The 20,262-nt window shown below is 65.7% G+C and carries 17 protein-coding genes; 10 read left to right on the forward strand and 7 right to left on the reverse strand.

Annotated elements, in window-relative coordinates; all coding sequences use genetic code 11:
- Window positions 1-7: 7 nt before the first annotated feature.
- Window positions 8-385, reverse strand: a complete 378-nt coding sequence (gene nirD, locus AC1DSJ_RS01355; protein WP_175169245.1) for a nitrite reductase small subunit NirD — start codon at window positions 383-385, stop codon at window positions 8-10.
- The gene (nirB, locus tag AC1DSJ_RS01360) at window positions 385-2,943 is read right to left on the reverse strand and encodes a nitrite reductase large subunit NirB (protein WP_441370816.1); all 2,559 of its coding nucleotides are present in this window, start codon (window positions 2,941-2,943) and stop codon (window positions 385-387) included. The genes nirD and nirB overlap by 1 nt, the downstream gene beginning before the upstream one ends.
- A gap of 475 nt (window positions 2,944-3,418) precedes the next feature.
- On the opposite strand from nirB, the gene AC1DSJ_RS01365 reads away from it, so the two are divergent.
- The 3 genes from AC1DSJ_RS01365 (at window position 3,419) to AC1DSJ_RS01375 (ending at window position 7,570) form a co-directional block, all read left to right on the forward strand.
- Window positions 3,419-3,964: a sigma-70 family RNA polymerase sigma factor gene (locus AC1DSJ_RS01365; protein WP_420865329.1), complete on the forward strand. Its 546-nt coding sequence runs from the start codon at window positions 3,419-3,421 to the stop codon at window positions 3,962-3,964.
- Window positions 3,964-4,959 carry a FecR domain-containing protein gene (locus AC1DSJ_RS01370; RefSeq protein WP_441370817.1) on the forward strand — a complete coding sequence of 332 codons (996 nt, stop codon included), beginning with the start codon at window positions 3,964-3,966 and terminating at the stop codon, window positions 4,957-4,959. Before AC1DSJ_RS01365 ends, AC1DSJ_RS01370 begins: the two co-directional genes overlap by 1 nt.
- Before the next feature lie 142 nt (window positions 4,960-5,101).
- Window positions 5,102-7,570 carry a TonB-dependent siderophore receptor gene (locus AC1DSJ_RS01375; RefSeq protein ID WP_441370818.1) on the forward strand — a complete coding sequence of 823 codons (2,469 nt, stop codon included), beginning with the start codon at window positions 5,102-5,104 and terminating at the stop codon, window positions 7,568-7,570.
- Window positions 7,571-7,592: 22 nt separating this feature from the next.
- Here the strand turns inward: AC1DSJ_RS01375 and AC1DSJ_RS01380 are convergent, their stop codons facing one another.
- The 3 genes from AC1DSJ_RS01380 to AC1DSJ_RS01390 are packed head-to-tail and all read right to left on the reverse strand — an operon-like array spanning window position 7,593 to window position 9,919.
- Window positions 7,593-8,150, reverse strand: a complete 558-nt coding sequence (locus AC1DSJ_RS01380) for a low affinity iron permease family protein (protein WP_441370819.1) — start codon at window positions 8,148-8,150, stop codon at window positions 7,593-7,595.
- 9 nt (window positions 8,151-8,159) lie between these two features.
- Entirely contained in the window at window positions 8,160-9,242 is a 1,083-nt protein-coding gene (locus AC1DSJ_RS01385; protein ID WP_441370820.1) for a flavodoxin family protein, read from the reverse strand.
- Window positions 9,243-9,298: 56 nt separating this feature from the next.
- A complete protein-coding gene (locus tag AC1DSJ_RS01390; RefSeq protein WP_441370821.1) occupies window positions 9,299-9,919 on the reverse strand; it encodes a helix-turn-helix domain-containing protein in 621 nt (206 codons plus the stop codon).
- 111 nt (window positions 9,920-10,030) lie between these two features.
- Between AC1DSJ_RS01390 and AC1DSJ_RS01395 the strand changes: the two genes are divergently transcribed.
- From AC1DSJ_RS01395 to AC1DSJ_RS01405, 3 genes are all read left to right on the forward strand, one after another.
- Window positions 10,031-11,224, forward strand: a complete 1,194-nt coding sequence (locus AC1DSJ_RS01395) for an NAD(P)/FAD-dependent oxidoreductase (protein WP_441371071.1) — start codon at window positions 10,031-10,033, stop codon at window positions 11,222-11,224.
- A 71-nt stretch (window positions 11,225-11,295) separates the two neighbouring features.
- Window positions 11,296-12,276, forward strand: a complete 981-nt coding sequence (locus tag AC1DSJ_RS01400) for a Bug family tripartite tricarboxylate transporter substrate binding protein (RefSeq protein WP_082387152.1) — start codon at window positions 11,296-11,298, stop codon at window positions 12,274-12,276.
- A 113-nt stretch (window positions 12,277-12,389) separates the two neighbouring features.
- Window positions 12,390-13,952, forward strand: coding sequence for an amidase (locus AC1DSJ_RS01405; RefSeq protein WP_441370822.1), 1,563 nt, complete (start codon window positions 12,390-12,392; stop codon window positions 13,950-13,952).
- 111 nt (window positions 13,953-14,063) lie between these two features.
- On the opposite strand, the gene AC1DSJ_RS01410 is transcribed toward AC1DSJ_RS01405, so the two are convergent.
- On the reverse strand, window positions 14,064-14,948 hold the full coding sequence (locus tag AC1DSJ_RS01410) for a LysR family transcriptional regulator (protein ID WP_441370823.1): 885 nt from the start codon (window positions 14,946-14,948) through the stop codon (window positions 14,064-14,066).
- A 21-nt stretch (window positions 14,949-14,969) separates the two neighbouring features.
- Between AC1DSJ_RS01410 and AC1DSJ_RS01415 the strand changes: the two genes are divergently transcribed.
- Together AC1DSJ_RS01415 and AC1DSJ_RS01420 are read left to right on the forward strand one after the other, a co-directional pair.
- A complete protein-coding gene (locus AC1DSJ_RS01415) occupies window positions 14,970-15,116 on the forward strand; it encodes a hypothetical protein (protein WP_175169238.1) in 147 nt (48 codons plus the stop codon).
- A gap of 33 nt (window positions 15,117-15,149) precedes the next feature.
- Window positions 15,150-16,769: a GMC family oxidoreductase gene (locus AC1DSJ_RS01420; protein ID WP_441370824.1), complete on the forward strand. Its 1,620-nt coding sequence runs from the start codon at window positions 15,150-15,152 to the stop codon at window positions 16,767-16,769.
- Window positions 16,770-16,774: 5 nt separating this feature from the next.
- Here the strand turns inward: AC1DSJ_RS01420 and cfa are convergent, their stop codons facing one another.
- Window positions 16,775-17,965 carry a cyclopropane fatty acyl phospholipid synthase gene (gene cfa, locus AC1DSJ_RS01425; protein WP_156336737.1) on the reverse strand — a complete coding sequence of 397 codons (1,191 nt, stop codon included), beginning with the start codon at window positions 17,963-17,965 and terminating at the stop codon, window positions 16,775-16,777.
- A gap of 322 nt (window positions 17,966-18,287) precedes the next feature.
- Here cfa and AC1DSJ_RS01430 point away from each other — a divergent pair, with 322 nt between their 5' ends.
- Window positions 18,288-19,223, forward strand: coding sequence for an alpha/beta fold hydrolase (locus AC1DSJ_RS01430; RefSeq protein WP_054425264.1), 936 nt, complete (start codon window positions 18,288-18,290; stop codon window positions 19,221-19,223).
- Between the two features lie 148 nt (window positions 19,224-19,371).
- On the forward strand, window positions 19,372-20,217 hold the full coding sequence (locus AC1DSJ_RS01435) for a 3',5'-nucleoside bisphosphate phosphatase (RefSeq protein ID WP_441370825.1): 846 nt from the start codon (window positions 19,372-19,374) through the stop codon (window positions 20,215-20,217).
- The last annotated feature ends 45 nt before the right edge of the window (window positions 20,218-20,262 follow it).

A 20,262-nucleotide genomic window follows, 5' to 3' on the forward strand; every position in this document is an offset into this window, starting at 1 on the left:
GTGGCGCTCAGGCGACTTCGACGGCGTCGCCGTTGAAGCGCGCCTGCCAGGTGCGCAAGCGTTGTTCGGGGTATTGCACGCACGTGCCGTCGGCCAGACGGAAGTGCTGCTTGTAAAGCGGCGAGGCCACGATCAGGTCGCCGCCCAACTGGCCGATCAGACCGCGTCCGATGACGTTGGCGCCCGATTTCGGGTCGCGGTTGTCGAGGGCGTACAAGGGCGCGCCGTCGGCGTCAGGCAGGTAGAACAGCGCGATCTGCTGGCCGTCCAGCAGAGCGACGACGCCAGAGCCGGCGACGAGGTCGTGGCGGGAGCAGACGGCGCGCCAGTTCGGAGCGGAGGCCGGGCTCAATGCGGCGTTCAAGGCAGGTTTTATGGCAGCCATCAGACGATCTCCTCGGCAATCGGAATGACACGTGCAGCACGAGCCGGGGCCGGCCGGGGTTGGCCACGTTCCTGCACGAATTGGATGTCGGGGTCGCCGCCGCGCTCGTTGACGAAGGTGCGAAAGCGCTTGAGCTTTTCCGGGTCGTTGATGGCGTTGGCCCATTCGCATTCGTAGCGGTCCACCACCAGCTGCATCTGCGCGTCCAGTTCGGCGCCCAGGCCCAGGCTGTCGTTCAGCACCACGTCCTTCAGATAGTCCAGCCCGCCTTCCAGCGATTCGCGCCAGACGGACGTGCGTTGCAGTTTGTCGGCGGTGCGGATGTAGAACATCAGCACGCGGTCGATGGTGCGGATGAGCGTGGCGTCATCCAGGTCGGTGGCGAACAGCTCGGCGTGGCGCGGGCGCATGCCGCCGTTGCCGCACACGTACAGGTTCCAGCCGTTTTCGGTGGCGATGACGCCGATGTCCTTGCTCTGCGCTTCGGCGCATTCGCGCGTGCAGCCCGACACCGCAAACTTCAGCTTGTGCGGCGCGCGCAGGCCCTTGTAGCGGTGCTCGATGTCCAGCGCCATGCGCACGCTGTCCTGCACGCCGAAGCGGCACCACGTGCTGCCCACGCACGACTTCACGGTGCGCGTGGACTTGCCGTAGGCGTGCCCGGTTTCGAAACCGGCGGCGATCAGTTCGGCCCAGATGTCGGGCAATTCATGCAGCTGCGCGCCGAACAGGTCGATGCGCTGGCCGCCCGTGATCTTCGTGTACAGCTGGTACTTCTTGGCCACGGCGCCGATGGCGATCAGGCCATCGGGCGTGATTTCCCCGGCGGGAATGCGCGGCACCACCGAGTACGTGCCGTTCTTCTGCATGTTCGCCATGAAGGTGTCGTTGGTGTCTTGCAGCGGCACCAGGTGCGGGTCTTGAATGGGGCGGTTCCAGCACGACGCCAGAATCGAACCCACGGCCGGCTTGCAAATGTCGCAACCGACGTGGCCCTTGCCATGGCGGGCCAGCAATTCGTCGAACGTTTCGATGCCGCCCACGCGCACCATCGCGTAAAGCTCCTGGCGCGTGTAGGCAAAGTGTTCGCACAGGCTTTTGTCGACTTCCACGCCCCGGCTGGCCAGTTCGTGTTCCACCACCTGCTTGAGCAACGCGGCGCACCCGCCGCAGCCCGAGGCCGCCTTGGTGCATTGCTTGACGCTGCCTAAGTCGGTGCAGCCGCCATCAATGGCCGCACTGACCGCGCCTTTGCTGACGTTGTGACAGGAGCAGATTGTGGCGGTGGCGGGCAACGCGTCCACGCCGAGTGCGGGCGCGGCCTTGCCCAGCGGCAGGATCAGGCTGGCGGGGTCGGCGGGCGGCGCGATGCCATTCTGCGCGTATTGCAGCAGGGTGTCGTAGTAGCGGTTGTCGCCCACCAGCACGGCGCCCAGCACGCGCTTGCCGTCTTCGGACACCACCAGGCGGCGGTAGCTGGAGCCGGCTTCGTCGATGTAGCGATAGCTGCGCGCGCCCGGCGTGACTCCGTGCGCGTCGCCGATGGAGCCCACGTCCACGCCCAGCAGCTTCAGTTTGGTGGACATGTCGGCGCCGGTGAAGGGCGTTTCTTCCGCGCCGCACAGGTCGGCCGCGACGATGCGCGCCATCTGATAGCCCGGCGCCACCAGGCCGAACACGGTGCCGTTCCAGGCCGCACATTCGCCGATGGCGTAGATGCGTTCATCGCTGGTCAGGCAGCGGTCATCGATGGCCACGCCGCCGCGTTCGGCCAACGTCAGCCCGGCTTTGCGCGCCAGCGTCACGTGCGGCCGGATGCCAGCCGAGAACACGATCAAGTCCGTTTCCAGGGGCTCGCCTTCAGCAAAGCGCATGCGGTAGCGGTAACGCGTGCCCGGCTTGATGTCTTGCGTGGCGCGAGACAGATGCACGCCCACGCCCAAGGCTTCGATGCGCGCCTTGAGCGCCGCGCCGCCCGCCTCGTCCAGTTGCACCGGCATCAGGCGCGGCGCGAATTCCACGACGTGCGCTTCCAGGTTCAATGACTTCAAGGCGTTGGCCGCTTCCAGCCCCAGCAGGCCGCCGCCCACCACCACGCCGCGCCGCGCACCGCGTGCGGCGTCGCGGATCAGGTCCAGGTCATCGATGCTGCGATACACCAGGCGCGACGCGCCTTCCGCGCCCGCGATGGGCGGCACGAATGGGTACGAGCCCGTGGCCAGCACCAGCTTGTCGTAGGCCACGCGGCCGCGCTGCGTGACGACTTCCCGCGTGTGGCGGTCGATCTCAAGCACCGGTTCGCCCAGATGCAGATGCAGCCCCTCTTGTTCATAGAAGGCAGCGTCGCACATCGCCATTGATTCGGCGTCGCGGCCGTTCAGGTATTCAGACAGATGCACGCGGTCATACGCGCGCCGCGTCTCTTCGCCGTAGACGTGAATGCGATAGCGCTCAAGTGCGCCGCGCGCGATCAGTTGCTCGACGCAATGGTGTCCCACCATGCCGTTGCCAATGACGACGAGCGTCTGCAAGGAATCGGGAGAGGCCGCTGCTTTCATGAATATCCCCAAGCGCTGAAGGTGAATCAAAAGACAAAAGGCGCCCTGGACCTGTTGGTCGGGGCGCCTTTGCCGGTACTGCTCAAGTTGTGGTGCGGCCTTGCGGCCTGCATGAACCATTAAGCAAAGACCGTGCCAACGCGGCAGGTCCGTCATAACGGGGGCACGTTTTAACGCGCGGCTCATAGGGGAATAGGGCAGCCGGCAGGCAGCGTGTGCCCGCAGGCTGCATGGCGTTGGCATCGCGCGGGATCAGGCTCGCGCGCCAAACTGGTGCACCGCGTTGTGCGTTGCCGCACCGATTTGGGTCCGCGCCCACCCGCGCCGTTGCATCGATACCACTTACGCGGCGTTGCCAAAGCGCTTTCTGCCGGGCCATAATCTGCCCTTCATTGGATTGATAACCGTTCGCATTCACATTGATGCTGAATTGCGGCAAGAACGGGCGCGGGGCGTCGGGTCAGGAGCGGGCAAGATCGTGAGTGGATCGCAAAGTGTGTCGCAGGAATTCGAGCAGCTGTACGGCAACCATCACCACTGGCTGCTGGCTTGGGTGAACTGGCGTCTGGGCAACGCCGCGGATGCGGCCGACCTGGCGCATGACGCGTTTGTGCGCCTGCTGACGCGGCCCTGCCACTTTGATGACGCCAAGCAGGCGCGCACCTATTTGCGCAAGATGGCCAACGGCATGTGCGTGGACCTGTGGCGCCGCCGCACGCTGGAGCAGGCCTGGCTGGAAGAGTTGGCCGCGCAACCCGAGCCGACGGCGTCGTCCGCCGAACAGCAGGCCATGGTGCTTGAGGCGCTGGGCGAAATCGACGCGATGCTGCGCGAACTGCCGCCCAAGGCGGCGCACGCATTCGTGATGGCGGTGGCGTGCGAAATGACCGACGACGAAGTCGCGGCCGTGCTGAAGGTGTCATCCCGGATGGTGCGCAAGTACGTGGCGCAGGCCATGTTGTGCTGCATGAAGCTCGAAGCGCGGCTGGCCGCTGGCGGCACAGACTTGGCGCTGGCGTGATGGGCCGGGTCGAGGCGTCTGGGCAGGAACCGTCGCACCAGGTGATGGAGCAGGCGGCCGAGTGGTACGCCTTGTTGCGTACCGGGTCGGCGTCTGCGGCTGAGCAGCGCAAGTGGAAACAATGGCTGGACAACGCGGCGGAGCACCAGCAGGCATGGCGTTATGTGGAACGCGTGGGCCGTCGCTTTGAGCCTTTGCATGCCAGCCCGGACCGCGATGCGGCGGTCAGGGCCTTTGGCCAGGCGGCGAACGGGGCGCCGCGCAGGCGCCGCGCCGTGCTGCTGGGCTTGGCTGGCCTGGCCGCGGGCGGCTTGGGCTGGGGCGCGTGGCGGCACACGGCGCTGCCTGTCATGGCGTCGACGTGGGGCGCGGACCATCGCGCGGGCGTGGGCGAAACCGCGCGCGTCGCGCTACCCGACGGCACCCAGGTCTGGCTCAAGGCGCTGAGCGCATTCAACGTGGACTTCAACGCCGCGCAGCGCCGGCTGCAATTGGTGAGCGGGGAAATGCTGATCGATACGGGCCGAGATCCGCTGCGCCCGTTCCTGGTGGATACGGAGCAAGGGCGTCTGCAAGCGCTGGGCACGCGCTTTACCGTGCGCCAGGACGCTGGCGATACCTTGGTGACGGTGTTTGAAGGCGCGGTGCGCGTCGACGCCGCGCGCTCACATGCGACGGGCATCGTCCCGGCGGGCCAGCAGCTCCGGTTCACCGCCCATGCCCTGCAAACCATGGCGCCCGCCAATCCGGCGCACGAAGCCTGGGCGCATGGCGTGCTGGTGGCCGACAACACGCCGCTCTCAGAAGTGGTGGCGGAGTTGCGCCGTTACCGCTATGGCCATGTGGGGCTATCGCCGGAATTGGCGCGCATGCGCGTGTTCGGCAGCTACCCCATCAACGATGCCGACCGGGCGCTGGACATGCTGTCGTCGGTGCTGCCGATTCGCGTTCAACGCACGCTGCCCTGGTGGATCAGCGTTGAACCGCGGGGCTGAAAGAAAAAATCTGCATCTGGCGGTTCCGGAAATCGCCATCTCGTTCGATTAAGGATAGTGAGAGTCTGCCGAGCCCGAGGTTTGGCCGGCGTATCGCCCCTCTCTTTCCTTACCTTCCTTCGCACGAGAGCACAGGCCAGTCATGCCCCATCGCACCCCTCTTTCCCGCACGGCGTTCGCCGCCGCGCCCGCTCGCCCCATGGCGTTGACCCGCAGCGGGGCGCGAGCCTTGGGCTTGCCGCTGGCGTTAGTCGTGGCGCTTGCGGCCTGGGATCAGCCGGCCCGGGCGCAAGCGGCATCAGCGGGCGCCGCCCAAACGTCGGACGTCTTGTCGTTTGATATCCCGCCGGGCGCGTTGAACCACGTGCTGGCGCGGCTGGCCAATGAATCGGGCATCTTGCTGGCCGCGACACCAGACCTGGTGGCGGGCCGCCAAAGCGGCGGCGTGCGGGGGAACTACTCGCGAGCGGACGCGCTGCGCCAGGCCTTGGCCGGCACAGGCTTGAGCGCCACGCGCCAGGCGCCGAATCAATTTCGCTTGAACGCGACGCCAGAAGCTGGAGCCACTGTGCTGGATACGGTGACCGTTACCGGCAGCGCGCTATCCAGCGGGTTGCCGCCCGAGTACGCCGGCGGCCAGGTGGCGCGCGGCGGCCGTGTCGGCCTGCTGGGCAATATGGACGACATGAGCACGCCGTTCAGCGTGACGCAGTACACGTCCAAGCTGATCGAAGATCAGCAGGCCCAGAACATTGGCGATGTGCTGGTCAATGATCCGTCGGTGCGCAACACCTATTCGCGCGGGGCGGGCCGCGACGAGTTCAACATTCGCGGCTTCACGCTGTTCAATTACGACGTGTCGTTCAACGGCCTGTATGGCGTGTCGCCGCGCAATTCCAGTTCTTTGATTGGTGTGGAGCGCGTGGAAGTGCTGCGCGGCCCGAACGCCTTGCTAAACGGGATGGCGCCCTATGGGTCCGTGGGCGGCTCGATCAACCTGGTGCCCAAGCGCGCGGGGGCCGAACCGCTGAACCGCTACACCCTGTCCTACATTGGCGACAGCCAGTTTGGTGTGCATGCCGATCTGGCCCGCCGCTATGGTGACACCCAGGAATGGGGCGTGCGGCTGAACGTGGCGGGCAGCGGTGGCGATCTGCCCATGGATGGCTCGAAAGAAAGCCTGGGCGCGGTTGCGCTCGGCCTGGATTACCAGGCCGAGCGTTTCCGCCTGGAAGGCGACATCAACTATCAGAACCGGAATACCGACGCGCGCAGCGGTTTGTTGTTTCCGCCGGAGCCGGGCGTGGCCATTGGCCGGGCGCCCGATGCGCGGGGCAACTTCTTCCCGTCGTGGACGTATTGGAAAACCAAGGAATGGTCGGGCGCGCTGCGCGCTGAATATGACTTGTCGCCGGACTGGACCGTGTACGGCGCGGTGGGTGCGCGCAAGCACGACTTCGAAAGCCTGCAAACCAGTTGGCTGATGCTGGATGGCAATGGCGATATTGGCGCCGTGCCGGCGCGCTTGAACGAGTCGTTGCTGAGCAAGACGGCAGAGGTCGGCGTGCGCGGCCGCTTCCATACCGGCGCGATCAAGCACGAGCCCGCGCTGAGCGCCAGCGCGCTGGACATCGATTATTCGTCCGCCCGCATCCGTTCGCGCACGGTGTTCTCGAATATTTATGATCCGGTTGATTTGCCCAAGCCGAACATTGCCCGCCCCGGCGATCTGCCCCGCACAAGCGAGTCGCGCCTGTACAGCGTGGCCTTGGCGGACACGCTGTCGATGTTTGACGACCGGGTGCAGTTCATTGCCGGCGTGCGGCATCAACAGGTGAAGTCGACCAACTTCGACGCGGCTACGGGGCGGCACACGTCCGAGTACGACAAGTCGGCCGTCACCCCCGCGTTTGCATTGACGGTTCGGCCGATTGAGCCCCTTTCGCTGTACGCCAACTACATCGAAGGCCTGAGCCAGGGCGGCACCGCGCCCGAAGGCGCCGTCAACGCGGGCGAAATGTTTGCGCCTGCCATCTCCAAACAAATCGAGGTGGGGGCGAAGGTCGACTTCGGCCAGTTCGCCACGTCGCTCAGCGCGTTCCAGATCGAGAACCCCAGCAGTTTCCTGGACCCGGCCACCCGCCGCTACGTGTCCAATGGGCAGCAACGCAACCGTGGCCTGGAATTCCTGGTGCAAGGCGACGCCGCGAAAGGCGTGCGCCTGCTGGGGGGCGTGGCTTATACCGATGGGCGTCTGACTCGCACGGAAGGCGGCGTGAACGACGGCAACCGCGCGCCCGCCGTGCCGCAATTCCAGTTCAATGCCGCGGCGGAATGGGATACGCCCTTTCTGCCAGGCCTGACCTTGACGGCCCGCATGCTGCGCACGAGTCGCCAATACGTGGACGTGGGCAATACGCAGGAAATTCCCGGCTGGACTCGTTTCGATGTGGGCGCGCGCTACGGGTTCAAGGCCAACGGCACGCCGATGGTGGTGCGGGCCACGGTGGAAAACGTGTTCAACAAGAATTACTGGCAGTCGGCCGCGCGTGAAGGCCTGACCGTCGGCGCACCGTTGACCGTGCTGTTGTCGGTGACGGCGGAATTCTGATTGATGGGGCAGGGGCGGGCGGCTAGGGCGTGGCCGTCTTGCCCACGCGCATCACTCGCCGGCGCACCCGCAGGCTGCCGCGCACGGTTTTCTTTGCGCCTTTTATTGACTTCGACCGGCGCCCTTTACTGCGGTCGACGCGGGCCTGCGCGCGGGCCCGCGCCGTGCAGGCCGCAGCCAGCGCCAGCAGCTTGTCTTCGTCCAGTTGCTCGGCGTCAACCAGCCCTTCGTCGGCGCCTTTCAGCGCGATCAACAATTCGTCCAGCTTCAGGTGCAGGGCGCGGGCGTCCTTGTTCTGGTTCTGCTGGATCAGGAACACCATCAGGAACGTCACGATGGTGGTGCCGGTATTGATGACCAGTTGCCAGGTTTCCGAATAAGCAAAGGCGGGGCCGGTGCAGGCCCATATCAACACCGCGATGAGCGCGGCGCCGAACGCGGTTGGCGACCCCGCCCATTTGGTGACGTGCGCGGCAAAGTGGTCGAAGAAGCGCGTGATCGCGTGCGACTTTGCAGGCGGTGGTTGATCCCGTTTTGCGTGCTGTTCGTTGTCGTCGGTCTTCACGTTCGGCTTCTGCATGGACCTCACCTATTTCGGCCGGGGACTGCGCAGGCCTTCATCCGCCGGGGCCCGCTCGCCCGAGCGCAAACGGGGCAGGCAATTGACCATGGCGCGCGCCACATTGCGCACCTCTTCCTGCACCGCCTGATCGTGGTCCAGGTCGGCGTGGCTGGTGGCGTAGGGTTCGTAATAGCCGATGTAGCGATCCAGCCGTGCCATGGCCCCGGCATCGATCAGCCCCATCCAGTCCAGCCAGTCGCACAGCGCGCGCCGCTGCACTTCGATGCCGGCGACATCCCCGTGCACCACCACGCCGTAAGCGCGGCCGGCAAGGTGCTTGGGGTAGGGCCAGCCGGCCAGTTCAAGCTGCTTTGCCTTTTCCACATCTTTGCCGGACGTGGTTGTGGGATCTGGGTTGCCGCCATCCGCGCACACCAGGCGGTCAATCATCAGCTTTAACGGGCTGGGCGATTGGTACCAATACGTGGGCGCCACCAGAATCACGCCGTGCGCCGCGACCCACTGTTCATAGATATCGTTCATGGCATCGTTGTCTTGCCCCAGCGAATGGTTGGGGTAACAGCTGCACGGCCAATGGCACAGCGGCATAGCCGACGACACGCAGCCTTTACAGGCATGGATCTGATACTGGTATTCCGACGTAAGCCGGCTCAGGTCGAGCATGTCGGCTTGCAGGCCCGCGCTTTCCACTTCGGCTTGCATCAACCCCGCCAGCCGCCAGCTTTTTGAGACTTCGCCCGGACAGGTGCCGTCGTTGCGGGCGGACCCGATGACGATCAGCACACGCGAACGGGTGCCGGGGTCGCGCTGGACGTTTGCGGCTTGCTCCAGCCGATCGTGCGCGTCTTTCCATTCCACGGACAGGTCGTAGTCCGGGTCGACATAACCCGCACCGGCTTTCTCGGTGATGGGCGCTTTGCGGCCGTCTTGGTACGCATCCCACGCGATGGCTTCCAACCGTGCCAGCGCCTCTTTTTCAGCCTTGAACGCGGGGTCGTAAAAGCGGCGCATGAAGCGCAGCGTGAAGGTGTCGCGCGAAAGCGGGCCGGAATATTGCCCCTTGCGGATATCGGGCTTGGATGCGGTCATCGGGGTCTGCCTGCAGGGGATGATCCGCAGGGTCAGCAAACCCCGTGCCTGCCGCGTTAAGCGTCGTGTCCGCCCGTCATCACCACCATGATTTCGGCCGGCGCGGCGCTGCAGGACAAATAGATATGCCCGACGCCGCTGTCGAAGTAGGCCGTGTCGTGTTTGGCCAGCCGCATCGATTCGCCGTTCTCGAAGCGCAGCTCGATTTCGCCTTCCAGCACCACCAGGAATTCCTGGCCGGCGTGGCGCATGTAGTCCTCGAACTCGGAGGCATCGCGGGCCAGGATGCGGCCGTACATGGGCGTCATGCTGCGGCGCGGGTATTGGCCGGCCAGCAGTTTGTAGTCGTAGGTGCCGGTCAGGTAACCGGGGGCGTCGGCCAGCGTGCAGCGCAAGGCGCTGGGCGCGGCGTCAGCGGGGTCGGCGTGTTCGACGGGGCCGAACAGTTCCGCGATATCTACGTCCAGCGCGCGGGCCACGGCGGCGAACTTGGCGTAGCTGATCGACACCTGGCCCAGTTCCATCTTTGACAGGGTGGACAGCGCCACGCCGGTCAGCGCCGACAACGCCTTCAACGTCATCGAGCGCGATTTGCGCAGCGCGCGCAGGCGCACGCCCAGGCTGCTGCGGTCGGCCAGGATGTCGGCGGCGGGCGAGGGCGGGCGAACGGGGGCCATATCGGTGCTTTCCCTTAGCGGCACGGGCTAGCGTGTTTTTCGCCAGCCTTTTTTGGTTGACGAGTATTTTGTCATATCCGAGAATTCTCATATACGAGAATTCCGAAGGGCATCATGAGCACGCAGCAGTTTGATGTTGTCATCGTGGGAGCCGGCATTGCTGGCGCGTCGCTGGCCTACCGGCTGGCTGCGGAAACCGAGCCGCCGCCGGGTGTTCCGCTCCGAGTTCCGCTCCGTGTACTGCTGCTGGAACGTGAGTCGCAGCCGGGCTATCACTCCACGGGCCGCTCCGCCGCGATGTTCATGGAAACCTATGGCACACCGCAGATCCAGGCGCTGACGCGCGCCAGCCGCGCGTTCTACGAACAGCCGCCGGCGGGCTTTTCCGAGCACCCGATTCTTCAAGATCGCGGTTGCCTGTATATCGCCAGCCAAGCGCAGCGCGACACGCTCATCCACAGTTTCGAGGCCGCGCGGGCGCTGGCCGGCAATGTGGAATTGCTGGATGGCGATGACGCGTTGGCGCGCGTGCCGTGCCTGCGGCCCGAGGCCGTGGCGGGCGGCGCGATGTTCGAACCCGACGCGCGCGACTTGGATGTGCATGCGCTGCACCAGGGTTTTCTGGCGGGCGCGCGCCGCCATGGCGCCGTGCTGCATTGCCACGCCGAAGTCGCGTCGGGCGCGCGGCAGGAGGATGGCCGGTGGGCGTTGACCTTGACGGACGGCACGCATCTTGACGCCGGCATCGTCGTCAACGCCGCAGGCGCCTGGGCCGATGAAGTGGCCAAGCGTTGCGGCGTGGCCCCGGTAGGCTTGCAGCCGTGCCGCCGCAGCGCCTTCACGTTTGCCGCACCCGAAGGCGTGGACTGCACGGCGTGGCCGGCGGTGGTTGGCATCGACGAGAGTTTCTATTTCAAGCCGGATGCGGGCCAGTTACTGGGCTCGCCCGCCAACGCCGACCCGGTGGACGCGCACGATGTCGTGGCCGAAGAACTGGATGTGGCCACCGGCATCTATCACATCGAAGAAGCCACCACGTTGACGATCCGTCGGCCCGCCCATGTGTGGGCCGGGCTGCGTTCGTTCGTGCCGGACGGCGATCTGGTGGTGGGTTTTGACGCGGCACAGCCGGGCTTTTTCTGGCTGGCGGCGCAGGGCGGCTATGGCATTCAGTCGGCGGCGGGCGTGTCGGCGATGGCGGCGGCGCTCTTGACCGGCCAGCCACTGCCGGACGCGCTGATCGACGAGGGCGTGGCCCCGTCGTTGCTGTCGCCCATGCGGCTGCGCAAGGCATCCGGGGGCTAGGCCCAGGCTTTCAACGCATTATTTGCTGTGACTTCTGCTCAGACCAATTGAACAACAAGGGGAAAATAACCATGTTCATGCAACGCAGGAAGTTTGCCGTGGCGTGCGCTGCCATCGCTTTGGCCGCAAGCGCCGGGGCCGTGCAGGCCGCCGGGTATCCGCAACGGCCGATCCAGCTGATCGTGCCCTTTCCGCCGGGCGGCGCGGGCGACGTGCTGGGCCGGATCATCGCCAAGCGCATGGGGCAGGAGCTGGGGCAGTCCATCATCGTCGAGAACAAGGCGGGCGCAGGCACGATTCTGGGCGCGCAGACGGTGGCTAAAGCTGAGCCCGACGGCTACACGCTGCTGCTGAGTTCAGGCACGACGTTCACGGTGAACCCGGCCGTGTACGACAAGCTGCCGTACAGCCCGTCGCAGGATTTCCAGCCGGTGGGCATGGTGGGACGCGCGGCGTTGATCATCGTCGCCAATCCGCAGACGCCGTATTCAGACGTGAAGGGTTTGGTGGACGCCGCGCGCAAGCAGGGCGACAAGTTTTCGTATGGCTCGTTCGGCATCGGCACGGTGTCGCACTTTGCGGGCGAGATGTTCCAGGAAGCCGCCGGCACGCACATGACGCACATTCCGTACAAGGGCAGTTCGCCGGCCATGACGGACTTGATCGGCGGCCAGATTCCGGTCTTGTTCGATACGGTGGTGTCGGCCATGCCGCAGATCAAATCGGGCAAGGTCAAGGCCATTGCCGTGACCACGCCGCAGCGTTCCGGCTTCCTGCCAGACGTGCCGACGGTGGCCGAGGCCGGCTACCCGGACGTCAGCATGGACACCTGGATAGCCGTGTTCGCGCCCAAGCGCGTGCCAGCGGATGTGGTCGCGACGTTGAACGCCGCCATCACCAAGACCTTGCAAGACCCCGACACCCAGAACCAGTTGCGCGCCAGCGGTTTTGAACCCACGCCGATGGACGGCGCGGGGGTCGCGCGCATCATCGCTGAAGAAACGCCGCGCTTCGCGCAGATTGCCAAACGCGCCGGGATCAAGGCACAGTAAGCCTGCTCCCACGCTTCGCAAGGCATGCCCGCCACGCCGGGCATGCCACGCAACACCCGGGGGGCGGTCATGGCCGTCCCCGCGCTGTTTTCAAGACTGACAAGGATTTTTGCATGAGCCATTCCAACGATCTGCTGTCGCTGTCCGCGGTTGAACTGCGCCGGCGCATCGGCGCCCGCAGCCTGTCGCCAGTGGAGCTGCTGGATGCCTGCATCGCCCGCATCCAGGCGGTGAACCCGGCCATCAATGCCGTGACGGCCACCTGCTTTGACCGCGCCCGCGACGAAGCGCGGCGCGCCGAAGCGGCCGTGATGCGCGGCGATGCGCTGGGTGCGCTGCATGGCTTGCCCCTGGGCGTGAAAGACCTGGAAGACACGGGCGGCCTGCTCAGCACTTACGGGTCGCCCAACTTTCGCGAAAACGTGCCGGTGGCCGACAACATCCTGGTGGCGCGCTTGCGGGCGGCCGGCGCCATTGTGGTGGGCAAGACCAACGTGCCGGAAATGGGCGCGGGCGCCAATTCCCGCAACCCCGTCTGGGGCGCCACCGGCAACCCCTTCAACCCCATGTTGAACGCGGGCGGCTCATCAGGCGGTTCGGCTGCGGCGCTGGCCACCGATATGCTGCCCTTGTGCACGGGGTCGGATACCGGCGGGTCGCTGCGCATCCCCGCCGCCAAGTGCGGCGTGGTGGGCTTTCGGCCATCACCGGGCTTGATTCCCGTTGACCGCCGCCAGTTGGGCTGGACGCCGATTTCTGTCGTCGGCCCCATGGGCCGCAGCGTCGAAGATGCCTGCCTGCAAATGGCGCCCACCGTCGCCATTGATCCCTTGGACCCCTTGTCGTATTCCGATGACGGCGCGTTGTACGCGCTGCCGGGCCGGGTGGACTTGGGGTCGTTGCGCGTGGCCTACACCGAAGACTTCGGCGTGTGCCCGGTGGACGACGACATCCGCCGCACCTTCCGCGCCAAGATCGAAGCCATGCGGCATTTGTTCCGCAGCTGCGATCCGGTATCGATAGACATGGGCGAGGCCGACCGCTGCTTTGACGTGGTGCGCGCCGAAAGCTTCGTCGCCGCGTTTCGCGACACGTACGAAAAAGATCCCGGTTTGCTCGGCCCCAACGTGCGCGCCAATTACGAGATCGGCGCCAACATGACGCTGGCCGATCGCGCCTGGAGCCATCTGGAGCAGACGCGCCTGTTCCGCCGTTTCCAAGCGCTGTACCGCGATTACGATCTGGTGCTGTCGCCGGTGACGCCGGTGTCGCCGTTTCCGTGGTCGGAGCTGTATGCGCAGACCATCGAAGGCAAGCCCGCGCGCAATTACTACCACTGGCTGGGGCTGACTTACGTGGTGACGCTGGTGGCCAACCCGGCGCTGTCTTTGCCGTGCGGCGTGGACGAACGCGGCATGCCATTCGGCCTGCAAGTCATCGGCCCGCATCGCGGCGATGCGCGCGTGCTGGCGTGCGGCCATGCGATGGAGCAGGCGTTTGCGGCCAGCGACGCTTTGCACCGGCCGCGTCCGGATTTGACCAAGCTCGCCCAACCCGTCCCGGCGCTGCGTGAGCTGGCGACGCATCCCGCGCCCGAAGCCTTGGCGACGCGTGCGTTCACGGCTGAGGAGGCCGCGTCATTGCGCGCGGGCGGTTCGGCGTCGGCGGCGGTGTAAAAGCGGGGGGTGGGGGACGTGGGTTCAAGCCGGCATTCGGGGCTGAGAATCGTGCGGCTCGGGGCTGAGAATCGTGCTGCCCGGGGCTGAGAATCGTGCTGCCCGGGGCGGCTATCCAAACGCCGCCTCGACCGCCGCAAACGCGGCCGCCACCAGCGGGTCGGCACGGCGCGGCGCCTGCGTGATGAATGACAGCTCGGCCTGAATCGACAGCCCCTTGATCAGCAGCAAGCCGTTGGCCTGCGACTCACGCAGCGCGATGGAGTCCCGCACCAGCGACAGCCCCACACCCGAGCGCACCAGGTCCAGCATCGACGCTTCCTGATCCACTTCCGCCACCGCGTTGGGCGCGATGCCCAGCGCGTCGAATTTGGCCGTCAGCAGGCGGTGGTGCACGGAATCTGGCGGGGTCCAGATCCACGGCAGCGCGGCAATTTCCGCCCAGCCGCGTCCGGCCACCTGCGCGCCCCAGCCCTTGGGCGCCACCACGTAATAGGCAAACGACGCCAGCGGCAGCGCGTCCAGCCCCGATCCGCCTTTGGACCCCGCAGGCCCCAGAAAGAAGCCCACATCCAATTCCCCCGCCCGCACCTGCCGGCCCACCGACCCCGACATGCCGTGGCGCAGCGTGGGGCGGATCTTCGGGTAGTGCTCGACCAGGTATTGCAGGGTCGCGCCCAGCCGTAAAAATTCCGGGTCTAGGATGGTGCCGATGCGCAACTCGCCTTGCACCGTGTCGCGCAAGGCGCCGATGGCGCGCTGGAAATCGTCCAGCGCGTCCAGGATGCGCTGCGCCGACGGCAGCAGCGCGCGGCCATCGGCGTTGGGCGCCAGGCCTTGCGCGGTGCGCGCGAACAGCGTCAGGTCCAGCGATTCCTGAAAGTTCTTCAGTTGCAGGCTGAGCGCCGGCTGGGTCAGGTGCAGGTGCTCGGCCGCGCGCGTCAGATTGCCTTCGCGCGCCACGGCGGCAAAGGTGCGGATGTGCTTCAGGTCCATGGCGATGTCCGGAATCGGGGGATGAGCATTATTAAAGATGCTTATAAACCGGTTTTCAACATTTCATTGGACAGTTGCGAGCCGCTGCGCCAGAGTCTTGCCAGATGCCCGGCGCGCGCGCACGCGACGCAGCCGGGTCGGCTCATCGTGACGGCGGCCTTCGATTAGGGGGCGCCGGATAAAACCAGATAAGAAGAGCTTATGGAGACATACGACATCATCATCGTCGGCGCAGGCTCGGCCGGCTGCGTGCTGGCCAATCGGCTGAGCCAGGACCCGAACACGCGGGTGCTGCTGCTGGAAGCGGGCGGGCGCGACAACTACCACTGGATTCACATTCCGGTGGGCTATCTGTACTGCATCGGCAACCCGCGCACCGACTGGATGTACCGCACGGTGAAAGAACCGGGGCTGGGCGGGCGTTCGCTGATCTATCCGCGCGGCCGCGTGCTGGGCGGCTGCTCGTCCATCAACGGCATGATCTACATGCGCGGCCAGCGTGAAGACTATGAAGACTGGGCGGCGCTGTCCGGCGACCCCGGCTGGAGCTGGGACCAAGTGCTGCCGGTGTTCAAGCGCAGCGAGGACTATCACCGTGGCGCCGACGAATTCCATGGCGCGGGCGGCGAATGGCGGGTGGAAGCGCAGCGCTTGCGCTGGGACATCCTGGAAGCCTTTGCCAGCGCGGCCGAACAGGAAGGCATTCCGCGCGTGCAGGACTTCAATCGGGGCGATAACTTCGGCAGCGGCTATTTCGAAGTGAACCAGCGGCGCGGCTGGCGTTGGAACACGTCGAAGGCGTTTCTGCGCCCCGTGCAAAAGCGCCCGAACCTGCATGTGATGACGGGCGCGCATGTGGAACTGCTGATGCTGGAAGGCAAGCGCTGCGTGGGCGTGCAGTTACGGCGCGATGGCAAAAGCCTGACCGTGCGCGCGCGGCGCGAAGTGGTGCTGGCAGCGGGGGCGGTGAACACGCCGCATCTGCTGGAACTGTCGGGCATCGGCGAACCCGCGCGGCTGCGCGAAAGCGGTATCGCGCTGCGCCATGCCTTGCCCGGTGTGGGCGAAAACCTGCAAGACCATCTGCAACTGCGCGTCATCATCAAGGTCAATGGCGTGAAGACGCTGAACCGCATCACAGCGTCGTGGTGGGGCAAGGCGGGCATCGGCCTGGAATACCTGATGAAGCGCAGCGGGCCGATGAGCATGGCGCCGTCGCAGCTGGGGGCGTTTGCGAAGTCGGACCCGGGGCAAGCGCGCGCCAACGTGGAATTCCATGTGCAGCCGCTGTCGCTGGGCGCGTTTGGCGAACCGCTGCATGGTTTCGATGCGTTCACGGCCAGCGTCTGCAACCTGCGGCCGACCTCGCGCGGCAGCGTGCATGCGCAGGGGCCGGTGCAGGCGGGTGAGGCCAGTGCGCCCGTCATCGCGGCGAATTACCTGAGCACGGAAGCCGACATTCAAGTGGCGGCCGATTCCATAAAGCTGGTGCGCCGCATTACCGCTGCGCCTGCGTTGCAGCGCTATCAGCCGCAGGAATGGCTGCCGGGGCCGGACTATCAAACAGATGCGCAGCTGCGCGAAGCCGCCGGCAAGATCGGCACGACCATCTTCCACCCGGTAGGCACGTGCGCGATGGGCAAGAGCGCCGACAGCGGTGCGGTGGTGGATTCGCGCTTGCGGGTGTTCGGGCTGGAAGGCCTGCGTATTGCGGACGCGTCGGTGATGCCACTGATCACGTCCGGCAATACGAATTCACCCACCATCATGATTGCGGAGCGCGCGGCCGACATGATCCGCCAGGATGCAATGCCGGCCTGACGCGTTCAGCGCAACGAGCGGTATGTGTCCTGACGTTGCGGGTGGGTCAGCATCACTTGCCAGAGCTGGCCCTCGCGCGACCTGAAGAAGCCCGCGCAACACATCAGATAGTATTTCCACATGCGGTAAAAGCGCACGCCATAACGCGCTTGCAGCGTGGGCCAGGCGCGTTCGAAGTTGTCCCACCAGGCCATCAGCGTGCGGTCGTAGTCGGCGCCGAAGTTGTGCCAGTCTTCGATGATGAAGCGGTGTTCAACGGCGGTGGCGATTTCACGCGCGGACGGCAGCTTGCCGTTCGGGAACACGTAGCGGTCGATCCACGGGTCGGTGCTTTGGCTGGTGGCCGCGATGCCGATGGTGTGCAGCAGGAACACGCCGTCTGTCGACATCAGGCGCTGCACGTTGCTGAAGTAGGTGTCGTAGTTTTTGGGGCCGACGTGTTCGAACATGCCCACGGACACGACCTTGTCGAAACTGCCTTGCAGGTCGCGGTAGTCTTGCAGCAGCAGCGTCACGGGCAGGCCTTTGACCCGTTCCTGCGCCAGCGCCAATTGCTCTTTCGATACCGTCACGCCGGTGACCGTGGCGCCATAGTTTTCGGCGGCGAACTTGGCTAGCCCGCCCCAGCCGCAGCCGATATCCAGCAGCGTTTCGCCGGGTTTGAGTTGCAGCTTGCGGCAGATCATGTCCAGCTTGGCCAGTTGCGCCTCTTCCAGCGTCTTGGCGTTTTCCCAGTAGGCGCAGGAATAGATCATGCGGCTGTCGAGCATGGCTTCGAACACGTCGTTGCCCGCGTCGTAATGCTGTTCGCCCACTTCAAAGGCGCGGCCCTTGGATTGCAAATTGAAGAGCTTGTGGCGCAGGTGTTCGGCAATCAGCTTGATGCGCGCCACGCCCAGCGCGGCGGAACCCATGTCGGCGCGCAGCAGCCGCGTGAACAATTCGTCCAGCCGCTCGCAATCCCATTCCCCATCCATATACGATTCGCCCAGCCCCAGCGACCAGCTGGCGAACACGCGTTCGTACATGTGCTTGTCATGCACCTGGATGTCCCACGGGCGCGAGCCATTGATCTGCACGTCGGCGCGCGACAGCACATCCTGGAGCACTTTGGGAGGTTCGGGGGGAGGGGGGCTGACCGCGGGGGGGGAATGGTCGGGGGTGGTCAGCGGAGAGGCAGGACTGCTTTGCTGCATACGGACTCCATATCAATTTTGGGATGACTGATCTGGCAATGCCTGAAGCTCATAACTCTCGCCCTAAGCGGCGGCCGATTCCAATTTAATGAATGGATCGGCGCGATAGAAAAATGCAATTTCCTGCCGGGGGCGCCGAAGAGAATGGGGAGATCGTAGCGAGGCGCGGGCGCAGTGTCCAGCACGGGGAAGGGGTGCGGCGCGTGGCCGACATCGTCGTGGCTGCCGCGCCCCATTCATGTGCATGTTCGAGTAGCGCGATTACACTAGTCCGCCCTGTTGTGCCGCCGTCCTGGCGCGCGCCGGTTTGTGGAGTGTGTAGATGGTGGACGCCACCCAGCAGCCCCGATTGGACTTCGTCACTTGCGCCAGCCCGGCCGGTTTGCACCGGATGGCCTACTGGGAATGGGGCGACCCCGCCAACGACCGGGTGCTGCTTTGCGTACACGGCCTGACCCGCAGCGGCCGTGATTTCGATGTGCTGGCCCGCCGGCTGGCCGGCCAGTACCGGGTGGTTTGCCCCGATGTGGTGGGGCGCGGCCGGTCGGATTGGCTCGTCAACCCGGCGTTCTACACGGTGCCGCAGTACGTGTCCGACATGGTCACGTTGATTGCGCGGTTGCAGCCGGCCCGGCTGGCATGGGTAGGCACGTCGATGGGCGGGCTGATCGGGCTGGCGCTGTCGGGCGCGTCGGTCTTCGCCACCGCGATGCAGGCCATGCGCCCGCACGCGGGCATGCTGCCGCCCGGCCAGGGCATTCAATTGGACAAGCTGGTGCTGAACGATGTCGGCCCGCGCCTGGAAACGGGCGCCTTGTCGCGCATTGGCCAGTACGTGGGCGAGCCGGGCGAATTCGCCACGTTTGAAGAAGCGGTGGCCACCATGCGCGCCAATTCCGAGACCTTTGGGCCGCATACCGACGCGCAATGGGCAGACTTGGCGCAGTACCTGTACCCGGAAAACGGCGGTAAGTGGGTCAAGCACTATGACCTGGCGCTGGCCCAGGCGCTGGCCGCGCAAACCCCTGACGAACTGGCGGCAGGCGAACAGATTCTGTGGCGCTCTTATGATGCGACGCCTTGCCCGGTGCTGATCGTGCGCGGCGAAAAGTCTGACTTGCTGACGCGCACCACGGTTGACGAGATGCTGAAACGCAATCCGCGCGCCCAAGCCATGGAAGTGCCGGGCGTGGGCCATGCCCCCACGCTGATCGCTGACGCGCAGGTTGAACCGGTGGCGGCGTTCTTGCTGGGCTGAATGGGTCGGCTGAATTGCTCGGCTGAGCTGCTGACCTGAGTTTGTTGCCCGGACCTGACCTAACCAGACCAGGCCGAACCGTCCGCCTCGCGATTATGGGGACAGCCCGGCGCTATCCACCGCGCCGGGCCTTCTCTACAATAGCCCGATGACATCGCGCACCTTGAACATCGACCTCCATTGCCATTCCACCGTTTCGGACGGCGCGCTTGCGCCCCGCGACGTGGCGCAGCGCGCGCACGGCAATGGCGTGGACGTCTGGGCGCTGACGGATCACGACGAAGTGGGCGGCCTGGCCGAAGCCGCGCGTGCGGCCGAAGATCTGGGCATGCGCTTTGCCACGGGCGTGGAAATCTCGGTGACGTGGGCAGGGCTGACGGTGCACATCGTGGGCCTGCGCTTTGACCCGAACAACTCCGCGCTGGTGGAAGGGCTGCGCCAGACGCGCTCGGGCCGCGCCGAACGCGCCAAGCGCATCGGCGACCGGCTGGCTGAAATGGGCATGCCCGGCGCCTACGAAGGCGCGCTGCCCTTTGCCGGCAACCCCGAACTGATCAGCCGCACGCACTTTGCGCGCTATCTGGTCGAAGCCGGCTACTGTCCCGACGTGCAAACCGTATTCACCAAGCACCTGGGCGACGACCGCCCCGGCCACGTGCCCATGCAATGGGCCACCTTGGCCGAAGCGGTGGGCTGGATTCGTGGCGCGGGCGGCCGTGCCGTCATCGCCCACCCGGGCCGCTACAAATACACCCCTTTGCAATTCGCCGCGCTGTTCGACGAATTCCTGCAACTGGGCGGCGAAGGCATCGAAGTCACGACGGGCAGCCACACCGTCGAAGAAGCCCGCCAATACGCCGACGTTGCACGCCGCTACGGCTTTCTGGCCTCGCGCGGTTCGGACTTTCACAGTCCCAAGGAAAGCCGGATCGACCTGGGCCGTCTGCCCTCGCTGCCGTCCGACTTGAAACCAGTCTGGCACGACTGGTTCTGACGCGGGCGGCGCCGCCGCCCATCCTGCAAGCCATTGACTGGGATC

The organism is Achromobacter sp. 01N37, from assembly GCF_056399725.1.